Source organism: [Clostridium] celerecrescens 18A (genome assembly GCF_002797975.1).
Classification (GTDB): domain Bacteria; phylum Bacillota; class Clostridia; order Lachnospirales; family Lachnospiraceae; genus Lacrimispora; species Lacrimispora celerecrescens.
On sequence record NZ_PGET01000001.1, the window covers coordinates 4,103,099 to 4,115,633 of the forward strand.

Consider the following 12,535-nt stretch of genomic DNA (forward strand, 5'->3'; position numbering starts at 1 on the left):
GGTCTTATCCTTTCATTCCTGTAAAATAGTTGCTGAGGGAAGAAAACTGCTCCAGAGTCAATGCCTCTCCCCGTACGGATGGCCCAAGCCCCAGGCTTTCAACCGCTTCCGTGATCTGTTCCTTTGCAAAGGGTATTTCCGGCGAATTGTTTAATCCGTTTTGAAGCGTCTTTCTTCTCTGGTTAAATGAAGCACGGATCAGCTTGAACATAAGCCCTGGATCCACTGCTTTTACCGGCGGTTCCTTGTGGCGGGTCAGGCGGATGACCGCAGACCCTACGTTAGGACGGGGCATGAAGCAGTTAGGCGGGACGTTTGCCACAATATAGGGCTCCGCATAATATTGGACGGCCAGGGAAAGAGCACCGTAATCCTTGGAACCAGGCCCTACCTGCATGCGGTCTGCCACCTCCTTCTGAACCATGACCGTAATATTGTCGATTGGAACCATGTTTTCAAAAAGACCCATAATGATAGGGGTTGTGATGTAATACGGAAGATTTGCAACTACTTTGATGGGACGTCCGCCGTTATATTGTTCCGTTATCTGATTGATGTCAACTTTAAGAATATCCGCATGGATAATGGTCACATTCTCATAGTCTGCCAGGGTCTCGTTGAGAATGGGGATCAGGTTTGAATCGATCTCCACTGCCACTACATGTCTGGCATTTTCAGCCAGGTACTGGGTCATCGTACCGATCCCCGGCCCGATTTCCAGAACGCAATCATCCTTTGTTACGCCTGCCGCGGCTATGATCTTATCTAATACGTGAGTATCTATCAAAAAATTCTGACCGAATTTCTTCTGGAATGCGAATTCGTATTTCTTTATGATCTCGATTGTTTTTTGGGGATTTCCCAGTGTTGCCATGCCTGTCCTCCGTTTTCTTTTATGGCTGTTCCTTAAGCCTGTATAGCCTTTTGGCATTCTGATTGGTAATATCAATAACTGTTTCTTCCGGGATTCCCTTAATGGCACTGATCTCCTGCACCACATAAGGAAGATTTAAGGAGGAATTACGCTTTCCCCTGTTGGGAGCGGGAGCCAGATAAGGGCAGTCAGTCTCAAGGACCAGCTGTTCTATCGGCATATACTCCACTACTTCTTTAAGTTTTTTAGCATTCTTAAAGGTGAGGACGCCTCCGATCCCAAGATAATACCCCATAGTTAAGTATTCCCTGGCGATCTCCTTTCCATAAGAAAAGCAGTGAATCACTCCTCCAATGTCCTTTGCCCCCTCTGCCTTCATGATATCCAGAGTATCCTTTGCCGCGTCCCGGCTGTGGATGACCACAGGAAGCTTCACTTCCCTGGCCAGGCTAAGCTGGCGGACAAACCACTTCTTCTGGGTTTCATGATCCGGCTCATCCCAGTAATAATCAAGACCGATCTCACCGATTGCCACGACTTTTTTATGGGCGGAATGTTTCTTCAGCCAGGCTAAGTCCTCCTCGTTCAGTTCTCCGGTTTCATTGGGGTGAACACCGATGGCGCCATATATATATGGATATTTCTCTGCCAATTCCAAGGTATGTCTGGAAGTATCCATGCTGGCACCCACATTGGTGACAGCCTCAATTCCATGGTTAAAAAGGCTTGCCAGCAATTCCTCCCTGTCTTCATCAAATGCCTCATCATCATAATGGGCGTGTGTATCAAAAATCATAGAAATCTCCTTTAAAAAGCTGTTTCTTACTTTATAATAATCAAACGCAGGATATAAAGCAAAACTAAGTGAGCGGGATAAAACCAATAAAAAAAGTATTTTAAATTCCTTTTCCCCCTTGCCCCGCTGTACATTCGGATGGGGATGAAGGCCAGGATGGCGGCTCCAAAGCAGCTAAGGCTTTCAAAGGCAGCCAGGATTCCTGCAAATATGGTCTGTCTTTTCTTATCTTTATAGAACACATAAAAAAGCAGGATCATGGTAATCCCAATGATATCATAATCACATTTCAAAAAAACTGCCGCACCGCATCCGGCCAAAAATACCAGGGTCTGTCTGATTGGATTACCCAAAGCCCTATCATACCAGTAAAGGACCCATAGGCCAATGAACAGGGTAACATATACATTCTGATAGCCAGGATAAAACCATTGGTCAAAGAGAGCCAGATCAAAAGGAATTTCGGAAATAAGGGCGAATAATAAAAGTCTGGCACCATATTTCTTAATATCCCTGGTGTGGAAAAATCCTTCTACCAGCAGAAAACAAAAGATAGGGAATGCAATTCTTCCAATGGTGCGGAGCACCAGGTCCGCTATATTCCACATGCTTCCGCCCGAAAGGCTAAACATCCCCCAGGCCGGAAGGTTGTCCTGATATTTTAATATACCGTTTTCAACGACAGCCACTCCGATATGATCTATGAGCATGGTAATAATGGCGATCATCTTTAAGGTGTTTCCTGTTATTCCTCTCGTTCGGGCGCTCATTGATTCCTTCATGGAATCCTCCTTCTTAAAACAATAAGGCCGGATCTAATTACCCGGCCTTTCGTTGTTTCCATTTAAGTGTCTTCAGACATTCCCCTGTATCAGCAGATTTCCGCTCCAGCCGGCATTGCTTTCTCCGGTATCATAAGGGACAGATTGCCTTCTGCATCTTCCGCGCAGAGAAGCATGCCTTCAGACATGACTCCAGCCAGTTTTGCTGGTTTTAAGTTTACCACAACCATCACCTTTTTGCCAACCATTTCTTCTGGTGAATAGTGGGCTTTGATTCCGCTGACAATCTGTTTTACCTGGCTTCCGATCCTTACCTGGGAGCACAGAAGCTTCTTTGACTTTGGAACCACCTCGCAGGCGATGATCTCGCCTACCTGGAACTGCAGCTTGGCAAAATCGTCATATTCGATCTCTGCCTTTGCTTCTATATCAATTACAGCAGAAGAATCTGCTTTTTCAGTCTCTTTATTTTCTTCCTCTTTCGGCCCAAACATGACTTCCACCTTCTCCATGACTTCCTTGATATCCATACGGGCAAACAAGATCTCCGGCTTATCAGTTACTTTATCTCCAGAGGGATATAATCCGAATTCATTCATCTGGGACAAGTCTCTTTTGGTTGTATTAAGCTGGTTAAGAATCTTCTTGGATGTTTCAGGCATAAAGGAATCAAGGAGGGAGGCTCCGATAGCAATGGCTTCCGTCAGATTATAAAGAACGGTTTCCAGCCGGCTTTTTGAATCTTCATCCTTAGCAAGGGTCCACGGAGCCGTTTCATCAATGTATTTGTTGCTCCTTCTGAAAATATTAAAGATTGCTGTCATGGCATCAGCAACACGGAGCTTCTCCATCTTCTCCTGGACCTTTTTCACTTCTTCCAGCACCACTGCCTTTAAGTCCTCATCAACAGCCTCTGCTGCCTTCCCGTCAGATACGATTCCTCCAAAGTATTTATTGGACATGGAAATGGTACGGTTCACCAGATTGCCCAGGATGTTGGCGAGGTCAGAGTTCATGCGCTCTACCATAAGCTCCCAGGAGATAACTCCGTCATTGTCAAAAGGCATTTCATGAAGGACGAAATAGCGGACTGCATCCACGCCAAAGAAATCCACAAGCGTATCTGCATAGAGGACATTTCCCTTGGATTTGCTCATCTTGCCGTCCCCCTGGAGCAGCCATGGATGGCCAAATACCTGCTTGGGAAGGGGAATATCAAGAGCCATCAGGAAAATAGGCCAGTAAATCGTATGGAAGCGGATAATATCCTTTCCGATGAGGTGAAGGTCTGCCGGCCATAATCTGGCAAACTGCTCACTGCTATTGCCGTCACAATCGTAACCGATGCCGGTAATATAATTGGTCAGCGCATCAAGCCAGACATAGGTGACATGCTTCGGGTCAAAGGACACCGGAATTCCCCATTTAAAAGTAGTCCTGGATACACAAAGATCCTGAAGCCCCGGAAGGAGAAAATTGTTCATCATTTCATTTTTTCTGGACACAGGCTGGATAAAGTCTGGGTTCTCATTGATGTGGTTTATCAAACGGTCCGCATATTTGCTCATGCGGAAGAAATATGCCTCTTCTTTTGCCGGCTTCACCTCACGTCCGCAGTCAGGACATTTACCGTCTACAAGCTGGGATTCTGTGAAAAAGGATTCACATGGAGTACAATATAAGCCTTCATAATGTCCCTTATAGATATCACCCTGATCATAGAGCTTCTTAAAGATCTTCTGGACCTGTTCTTCGTGGTCTTTGTCTGTAGTACGGATGAATTTATCGTAAGAGGTATTCATTAAATCCCAGATGTTCTTAATTTCACCGGCCGCCCTGTCTACGAATTCCTTCGGTGTGATTCCTGCAGCCTCTGCCTTTTCCTCAATCTTCTGGCCGTGTTCATCAGTTCCTGTCTGGAAAAATACGTCATAGCCTTCCGCTCTTTTATAGCGGGCAATAGCATCCGCCAATACTGCCTCATAGGTATTGCCGATATGAGGCTTTCCTGATGCATAGGCAATGGCTGTAGTGATATAGTATGGTTTCTTGTTAGAATCTTTACACATTCTGTTTTCCTCCTGTTTATGAAATGGGATAGGTTGAAGGGACTTTTCCCTTCCCCCAAAGAAAAACCCGCCTAAAAAAATCCTTTCGGAAATTTAAAGACGGGGAACTGTCCCGTGTTACCACTTTAATTTATCCGTACCTTTCAGTACAGACCTTACCGGCTGCTTTTGTTCCATAAAATCTCCTTAAGATCTTATGGTCACTTAATAACAGTCTGACACGATAACGGGTGTAACCGTCGAAATTTAAAGGCGCGGCTTCGCCAATTCAATTCCGCTGCTCCAAGGCCATGTTGGGAAATACACTCAAGCTTCCTTTTCAGCTTCCGGAAGTCTCTGCACATGAGGTTGATTTCTTACTCTTCTTTTCTCAGCATTCTTTTATAAATAGATTGTTAGTAACCCTAGTTTAATGGTTTCAGTAAAGTTTGTCAAGCGGGTATGTTGGTACATCAGCGCTTTTGTCATGACTTTTTTAATATCATCATATAAATAATAATAGTGAATCACGGAGGAAGCAAATATGAAAAACATCGTTTTGAAACAGGGCCGCCGATTTCTATCTTTCATCCTGGCTGTTTCCCTGCTTTGTGCTTGTGCACCCCCCGATAAATCGCCCGCCACGCCGTCAGGGGCCGGGTATGAACAATTCCATGCAAAGGATTTGTCCTCACAAAACAAGTTTGATCAATTTACAAACGACCTGTTTCTTGAGGAGATCAGCGATTCCGGAATCAGCTTTCATTTTAGTATAGCAAATCCTGCTTCCCGGGGGCTTGATAAAGTTCCTTTGACCCTGGGAGATTTTTCTCTGGATAAAATGAAACAGGGATCTAATGACCTTAGGGAGTTAAAAAAGAAGCTTGAAGGTTTTAACCCCCGCCAGCTAACCGATGAGCAGCGGCTTACCTGGCAGATTCTCCGCTCCTACATAAATACAGAATTAAAATCTGACGGTCTGGAGCTTTACGCCCAGCCTTTAACAACCACCATAGGAATCCAGGCACAGCTACCCATCTTGTTTTCAGAATACGCCTTTTACACCCGGGATGATGTGGACCACTATCTTGCTCTGCTTTCTACCATAGATGATTATTATGGGCAGATTATGGAGTTTGAAAAGAAAAAATCAGAAGCCGGCCTGTTTATGTCTGATGCTACCGCAGATCATGTATTAAAATCCTGCGAAGCATATTTAATCCAGCCTGACCACAGCTTCCTTGCCGACACATTCAACACCCGTATCGATGCACTTACGGACTTAACCGATGAAGAAAAAGCTTCTTATAAAGAGAAGAATTTAAAAATCCTGGAAGAACATTTCATACCTGCCTATAAAAATCTTGTAAATGGTATCACCGCTCTAATGGGGACTGGGACCAATGATAAGGGCTTATCCTTCTATCCCAAGGGGAAAGAATATTTTGAATACCTGGTCAATTCCAACACCGGAACCTCCTATGATTCCATCCGAAGCCTGACAAAAGCAATCGAAAAACAGTTAAACTCCGATATCCAGGCCATAGGAGCGATCACAAAGGAGCATCCGGAAGTGCTGGACCACCTTGACAACTATTCCTTCCATTATACCAAACCGGACGATATCCTGAACTCTCTAAAAACCCAGATATCCACAGATTTTCCTGAGCTTCCACCCTGCACCCATACCGTAAAATACGTTCCAAGTTCCCTGGAAGCCTCCTTAAGCCCTGCCTTCTACTTAGTCCCTCCTCTGGACCGTTATGAAGATAATGTCATTTACATCAACGGCAATCCGCGTTTTCAAAATGATGACCTTTTCACCACCCTGGCTCATGAAGGTTATCCCGGACATTTGTATCAGAACGTTTATTTTTTAAGCAGGAAACCAAATGACTTAAGAAGCATCCTCTCCTTCCCCAGTTATTCGGAAGGCTGGGCTACCTATGTGGAGTTCTACTCCTACACCTTGGATAACGGGCTGCCTCCTGGGCTTGGAGAGCTTCTGGCGCATAACACGGCTGTTACCTTGGGCATCTATGCCTATCTGGATATTTGCATCAATTATGAGGGCTGGGATAAAGAGCAGACAGCCAAATATCTTGGCACGTTTTATAATATTGAGAAAACAGATATTGTTGATTCCATTTACTCCAGCCTGATCGAAAATCCCACCAATTACATGGAATACTACGTGGGATATATGGAGATTATGGAAATGCTTGGCACTGCCAAGAGGATCTTAAAGGATGATTTTAATTTAAAGGACTTCCACGCTTTTATACTTGATATAGGTCCTGCTCCGTTTTCAGTTATCCAGCCTGCGTTCCGCACCTGGCTGTCCAAACAATTAAGAAGCCAATAAATCAAAAAGGGCAGAAGCTTGTAATATGCCGCTTCTGCCCTGCTTTTTTATCTTATTTTATTTTCTTATAATTCTTAACATATTCCAGGTAATCACTATCTCCCTGCTTGATCTGATCATTGGAATAGTTCTTACCATTAACAAGAATTTGTAATTTGTCCAATTCAAAATTTTCTATAAAGGTATTGCCAACCGCGGTCAGTGTAAGTACATCTTCTGTTGTACCCTTTTCCGGCATCTGGGATAAATCAAGAGTGGCCGTACCATCATCTTTCTTATCAAACTTCAGAACCTTTGTACCATCCTCTAATACGCTGTATTCAATCAGCTTGTCCACCATAGCGTCAGCCGTCAGCTCAGATACCGCATCCATCGCCTGATTTAATCCGGTGGAGTCATCATTCCTGCTATATACCGAAATAATCTCCATAGGCTCTGCGTTAGGATCAGGAACTTTATCACTGGCGCCTCCCGTTGAAGCTATTGCCCCAGGGCCAGGTGCTGTGGTCTCCATCTTAGGCTGCGTTGGTGCACATGCCACCAGGGACATCATCATCATAGCGCTCATTAAAAACACGATGAGTTTTTTCATAATTGAGTATTGCCTCCTTAAATTCTCTTAAAGGCTCCGAAACCACTGGTTTAACTTGGTCAGAGCTTTGATCAAAACTTCTATTTCATTCTCACTTAAACCTGCAACTATGCCGGCGATCATCTCCTGATGAAATCTGGCATGGTGTTCATAGGCTTCTTTCCCTTTTTCTGAAAGAGAGATGTATACAACACGTCGGTCCTCTTTTCCTCTCTGACGGGTCACATACCCCTTCTTTACAAGACTGTTCATGGCTATGGTCAGCGTACCGACCGTAACAGACAATTCCCTGGCTATGGCCGACATGTTTTTGGGTTCTCCAATGCCAATGGCCTCGATTACATGCATATCATTATTTGTAATATTGGTAAATTCCTGTGTAATGATAGCCTGTTGCTCTATATCCATAACATCTCGAAACAGTCTTACCAAAACTTCGTTAAGAGTCCCGTAAGTATCCACGTTTATCCCCTTCACTTATGACAATAAAAGCTTCTTCGTAATTATACATGATTATGTATCCCAAGACAACCACCTGAATTCTTATGAAATTCTTAAAATAGGATCAAATAAATACCTTTTATACCAAAAAACGGGATATGATAACACTTGCGGCTACGCCTGCAGCCGTGGCAACCAATGCACCGCCCAGGGTATAACGGGTCTTTTTGATTTTTACGGTACCAAAATAAATGCTCAGGCAATAGAAAACGGTTTCCGTACAGCTCATAATCACTGACGTCAGCATGCCTATATAGGAGTCTGTTCCATATTTCTTAAAAATATCAAGCACAAGACCTGTGGCTGCTGAGTTTGATACCAGACGCACTAAAATCACCGGAACGACCGGTGCGGGTAGAAACAAGAGGGCAGCCGGCTTTGTCAGGCATTTTGCCAGAAAGTCTAAAAAACCGGAAGCACGGAGCACCCCCACTGCGGTCATAAGACCGATGAGCGTAGGCATGATCCCTGCCACTGTTTTCATCCCTTCCTTGGCCCCGTCTATAAAATCATCAAAAACCGGACGTTTGGACAATATGCCAAAGCCTACCATGTAAAAAATGATAAGCGGCACTGCCGCCTCAGACAGAAATAATAGAAATTTCATACCTTCACCTAAAAAACCTTAATTGTTATAGTTTATTCCAAATCCTCCCTTTTCATTCAAGTCGTTTTGAGGTAAACTATCAGCGAAAGCAATGAACAGTGCGAGACAGGTCAGGCCAGAATCCACTGGCTGCTCTGCGTACTTACGCGATAAACAAAAAGGAGATGTACCAATATGAGTATTTTATTTTTACAGTATCCCCCCTGCAGTACCTGCAAAAATGCAAAAAAGTGGCTAGATGCCCATGAAGTAGCATATGACTCCAGAAATATCAAAGAAGAAAATCCAAACTCTATAGAGCTCGCAGACTGGATTCAAAAAAGCGGTCTTCCCATAAAGCGTTTTTTCAACACCAGCGGAATCATCTACAAGGAAAAAAATTTAAAAGAGCTTTTGCCCGGCATGAGCGAAAAAGAACAGATCGATCTCCTGGCGACCGATGGAATGCTGGTCAAGCGTCCCTTAATCATTGGCGATGATTTCGTCCTGGTCGGCTTTAAGGAGAAGGAATGGGAGACGTACCTGCTCCGGTAAATGCTTATCAAAACAACAACGCTTTTCCATGTCTGAACAAGCGAAATACCCGGCGGATTTAAGAGTTGTATCCTCTCTCTTCCGCCGGGTATTCTGCCATAAACTTTACTGGCCTATTATATGGGACATGCTGTTAATCATTAACAGTTCGATCCCCAGATGCTCTTTTATTTCTTCATACGCATTTGACATCTTATCCGCTTTGAGTACCTCATTACTGCTCTTACCGGCCTCCTGCTCTTTCAAGCGATAAGCAAGAGCTTTCTTTGCCGATGCCCCGATTGCGGAAGCAGCCAATATAATCAGGACCACCATTACGATGAGGAAGGGCTTTTGTATGGTATTCACTAATCTGTGGCCGTAATATAATACCTTCAGCTGTTTTCCTATTACTGTTTCTGTCCCTCTCCGGTTAAGCTCCGCCATGATCGTTTGAAATTCACCGGGCGGAGGGGACGGGGGCTCAGGTGTTAATTCTGGATGCTCCTGCATATAATCAAGCAGATGGGCTTCTAATTTTTCCTGATACGACAAATGATATTTTATCCGTTTTAAAATTGAATATTTTTTTCCATGGTTTCTCTCCTTCTCCACGTACACACCTCTTAAATACAAGTTATCCTTAAGTTCCCACAAGCTTTGGGGTTGACTTTTTATCGCTAACGTTTACTATTATAAGTATATCGAATTTGGGAGGCAACGCTTTATGAAAAAAATCATCTTAACCGGCGGTGGTACTGCCGGTCATGTTACCCCGAACCTGGCCTTAGTTCCCTCGTTAAAAGAGCGGAATTACGATATTCACTATATAGGATCATACCAGGGAATCGAACGCAAGCTCATTGAGGGAGCCGGCATCCCCTATGACGGCATTTCTTCCGGTAAATTCCGTCGGTATTTTGACTTGAAAAACTTCTCTGATCCCTTCCGGGTATTAAAAGGATATTGGGAAGCTTTGAGATTGATAAAAAACTATAAGCCGGATGTGGTTTTCTCAAAAGGAGGTTTTGTAGCCGTTCCCGTAGTGTTGGCTGCAAAACACTGCAAGGTACCTGTTATCATTCACGAATCAGATATGACTCCAGGGCTAGCCAACAGGCTCAGTATTTCGTCTGCAGCAAAAATCTGCTGCAATTTTCCGGAAACCCTTCCTTATCTTCCAAAGGAAAAAGCCGTACTCACTGGCTCTCCTATAAGGAAAGAGCTTTTAATGGGCGATCGTCAGACAGGTTTAAAATATGCACGTTTGTCTGCAAACCGGCCTGTTATCTTGATCATCGGCGGAAGTCTTGGTTCCGTAACGGTCAATACCGCATTACGGGGCATTCTCCCAAAACTGCTTAAAAATTACCAGGTGATACATATCTGCGGAAAAGGCAATCTGGACGAAAGCCTGATCGGAATGGAAGGATATGTACAATATGAATATGTTGACGCCCCTTTAAAACATCTTTTTGCTGCTGCTGACCTGATGATCTCAAGGGCCGGAGCAAATTCCATCTGTGAAATACTCGCACTTAGAAAGCCAAATATCCTGATTCCTCTTTCCGCTGCCGCCAGCAGGGGGGATCAGATTTTAAATGCAAGATCCTTTGCAAAACAAGGCTTCAGCTCCCTTCTGGAAGAAGAAAACCTTACCGGAGATTCCCTTTTGCAGGCAATCAGCGAAACATTTGCCAACCGGCAGGCTTTTATCTCTAAAATGGAGAAAAGTGAATTACACAATGCGGTCGATACCATTATTGATATGATTGAATCCCAGGTTCAAAATTAACCTTTACAAATGAAAATTAGGACCGAGGATCTTTTTCAAGCAAACTCTTGTACGATATATCCGGGAACGGCAGACCGTTCCCGGAATTTTTAGGATTTCGCAAATTTCAGGAATGGTAAGCTGTTCCAGAAAATAAAGAATAGCCATTTCCTTCCATTCCTCTCTCATATTGGAAATCTCCCAGGTTATCTTTAAAAGAGCTTCCTCTCCAAGGATCACATCCAGGGGATCAGTGACCACATATCTCGTAAGCATCGCCACCTCATTAACTGCATCTCCCTCATCCAGGCTCACCTTTTCATAATGGCCGTTCTTACGGAGGCAGTCAATGGATTTACGTTTTAAAATCTTAATCAACATGCCTTTCTTTCGTGTATCGGTCCATGATAATGAATAATTCTCAAAATATGCAATAAAAGTTTCCTGCACCACATCATCCAGTTCCATGTCCGGCACATTGAGTGTTTTCGCTATCCTGCGGAGCAATCCCTGATATTCCCCATATATAGACTGCAGTAACAAATTTTCATCTTCATGTATGCTCATTGATTGTGTCCCTCTGATTGTAGGGCGCTCCTTATAGCGTCTCCTGTCTGTATTAATTCTCCTGGATCTGCCTCGCCCGGCACCCATGAAACCATAACAGGGCCTTCCTCATAACGAGGAATCAAATGTACATGAAAATGAAAAACCGTCTGGCCTGCTGCTTTCCCATTATTCTGCACAACATTAAATCCGGCACAGCCTAATGAGTTTTTCATGGCGTTTCCTATTTTAGCCGCTAACGGGAGAACCTTTTTTGCTGTTTCCTCTTCCAGCTCACAGATATCTTTGTAATGCTGTTTAGGAAGTATCAGGGCATGCCCCCTGGAAGCTGGTCCTAAATCCAGGATCACACGAAACATGTCATCCTCGTAGATCGTTTCAGAAGGTATCACGCCATTTGCAATTTTGCAGAAAATGCAATTATCGTCCCTCACTTACTCACCTCCTTCCAAATAGATTATCCCCATATCTCCATATTCTGGTGCCTTCTTGGCTTGCGGTACAGAAGTATCCCCATAACAATGCCAACAATGAGCCCACCAATATGGGCTGCATTATCTACGCCTGTGCTGGTAAAGCCAAAATACAAGGAACACGCAATCACAACTGCCAGCTGTCTGACACTTAAGTCTTCCAGCCGGCCGCGATTAACTAATACCGCATATAAAAGGCCTCCGATCACGCCAAAAATTGCGCCTGACGCTCCTGCCGAGACTACGGTCCTGTATTCTCCAAGGTTCACTGCCATAGACACCACATTGGCGCCCAATCCGCAAAGCAAATAGAAGAGCAGGTATTTTATATGGCCCAAGGCCCTCTCCAGATTATCTCCCAATATAAATAAAATGAGCATGTTATTCATAATATGGTTAATGCCAAAATGCATAAAAACAGAAGTGAGAAGCCGGTAATACTCTCCTCCCTCCAATACAAGCGGAGCGTACATCGCTCCATGTGCCACCATAAACTGCGTATTTTCCGTGGAGCCTGTCACCTCCAGATATAGGAAATAGATGACATTTATTGCGATCAAACCAATGTTTACAAATGCCTTCTTACGCCTGTATAAATCCTTCATTGCAGCTCTCCTTGATAAATATTATGCCTATTTTAACA

The 12,535-nt window shown here is 44.0% G+C and carries 14 protein-coding genes; 3 read left to right on the forward strand and 11 right to left on the reverse strand.

From position 1 onward, the window contains the following. Positions 1 to 4 precede the first annotated feature (4 nt). From rsmA to metG, 4 genes are all read right to left on the reverse strand, one after another. Positions 5 to 874, reverse strand: coding sequence for a 16S rRNA (adenine(1518)-N(6)/adenine(1519)-N(6))-dimethyltransferase RsmA (gene rsmA / locus H171_RS18635; protein WP_100306462.1), 870 nt, complete (start codon positions 872 to 874; stop codon positions 5 to 7). A gap of 19 nt (positions 875 to 893) precedes the next feature. Continuing rightward, the gene (locus tag H171_RS18640; RefSeq protein ID WP_100306463.1) at positions 894 to 1,670 is read right to left on the reverse strand and encodes a TatD family hydrolase; all 777 of its coding nucleotides are present in this window, start codon (positions 1,668 to 1,670) and stop codon (positions 894 to 896) included. A 26-nt stretch (positions 1,671 to 1,696) separates the two neighbouring features. Beyond that, complete coding sequence (locus tag H171_RS18645; RefSeq protein WP_100306464.1) at positions 1,697 to 2,452, reverse strand: TraX family protein; 756 nt, start codon at positions 2,450 to 2,452, stop codon at positions 1,697 to 1,699. Between the two features lie 89 nt (positions 2,453 to 2,541). Further along, positions 2,542 to 4,521 (reverse strand): methionine--tRNA ligase, encoded by a 1,980-nt coding sequence (gene metG, locus H171_RS18650; protein WP_100306465.1) that lies wholly within the window; start codon positions 4,519 to 4,521, stop codon positions 2,542 to 2,544. Positions 4,522 to 5,044: 523 nt separating this feature from the next. Between metG and H171_RS18655 the strand changes: the two genes are divergently transcribed. Continuing rightward, positions 5,045 to 6,865: a DUF885 domain-containing protein gene (locus H171_RS18655; RefSeq protein WP_100306466.1), complete on the forward strand. Its 1,821-nt coding sequence runs from the start codon at positions 5,045 to 5,047 to the stop codon at positions 6,863 to 6,865. Positions 6,866 to 6,917: 52 nt separating this feature from the next. Here H171_RS18655 and H171_RS18660 read toward each other — a convergent pair whose 3' ends face one another. From H171_RS18660 to H171_RS18670, 3 genes are all read right to left on the reverse strand, one after another. Further along, a complete protein-coding gene (locus H171_RS18660; RefSeq protein ID WP_100306467.1) occupies positions 6,918 to 7,457 on the reverse strand; it encodes a GerMN domain-containing protein in 540 nt (179 codons plus the stop codon). A 27-nt stretch (positions 7,458 to 7,484) separates the two neighbouring features. Further along, on the reverse strand, positions 7,485 to 7,934 hold the full coding sequence (locus H171_RS18665; protein WP_100306468.1) for a MarR family winged helix-turn-helix transcriptional regulator: 450 nt from the start codon (positions 7,932 to 7,934) through the stop codon (positions 7,485 to 7,487). 103 nt (positions 7,935 to 8,037) lie between these two features. Then, complete coding sequence (locus H171_RS18670; RefSeq protein ID WP_100306469.1) at positions 8,038 to 8,565, reverse strand: spore maturation protein; 528 nt, start codon at positions 8,563 to 8,565, stop codon at positions 8,038 to 8,040. 174 nt (positions 8,566 to 8,739) lie between these two features. Here H171_RS18670 and H171_RS18675 point away from each other — a divergent pair, with 174 nt between their 5' ends. Continuing rightward, positions 8,740 to 9,099, forward strand: coding sequence for an arsenate reductase family protein (locus H171_RS18675; protein ID WP_100306470.1), 360 nt, complete (start codon positions 8,740 to 8,742; stop codon positions 9,097 to 9,099). A gap of 105 nt (positions 9,100 to 9,204) precedes the next feature. On the opposite strand, the gene H171_RS24465 is transcribed toward H171_RS18675, so the two are convergent. Next, positions 9,205 to 9,693 (reverse strand): hypothetical protein, encoded by a 489-nt coding sequence (locus tag H171_RS24465; RefSeq protein WP_186802564.1) that lies wholly within the window; start codon positions 9,691 to 9,693, stop codon positions 9,205 to 9,207. A gap of 112 nt (positions 9,694 to 9,805) precedes the next feature. Between H171_RS24465 and H171_RS18685 the strand changes: the two genes are divergently transcribed. Then, positions 9,806 to 10,873, forward strand: coding sequence for an undecaprenyldiphospho-muramoylpentapeptide beta-N-acetylglucosaminyltransferase (locus H171_RS18685; RefSeq protein ID WP_100306471.1), 1,068 nt, complete (start codon positions 9,806 to 9,808; stop codon positions 10,871 to 10,873). A 3-nt stretch (positions 10,874 to 10,876) separates the two neighbouring features. Here H171_RS18685 and H171_RS18690 read toward each other — a convergent pair whose 3' ends face one another. The 3 genes from H171_RS18690 to H171_RS18700 are packed head-to-tail and all read right to left on the reverse strand — an operon-like array spanning position 10,877 to position 12,497. Beyond that, positions 10,877 to 11,419 carry an RNA polymerase sigma factor gene (locus H171_RS18690; RefSeq protein WP_100306472.1) on the reverse strand — a complete coding sequence of 181 codons (543 nt, stop codon included), beginning with the start codon at positions 11,417 to 11,419 and terminating at the stop codon, positions 10,877 to 10,879. Then, positions 11,416 to 11,853 carry an HIT family protein gene (locus tag H171_RS18695; protein ID WP_100306473.1) on the reverse strand — a complete coding sequence of 146 codons (438 nt, stop codon included), beginning with the start codon at positions 11,851 to 11,853 and terminating at the stop codon, positions 11,416 to 11,418. Before H171_RS18695 ends, H171_RS18690 begins: the two co-directional genes overlap by 4 nt. Before the next feature lie 23 nt (positions 11,854 to 11,876). Continuing rightward, positions 11,877 to 12,497 (reverse strand): rhomboid family intramembrane serine protease, encoded by a 621-nt coding sequence (locus H171_RS18700; RefSeq protein WP_100306474.1) that lies wholly within the window; start codon positions 12,495 to 12,497, stop codon positions 11,877 to 11,879. Positions 12,498 to 12,535: the final 38 nt, after the last annotated feature.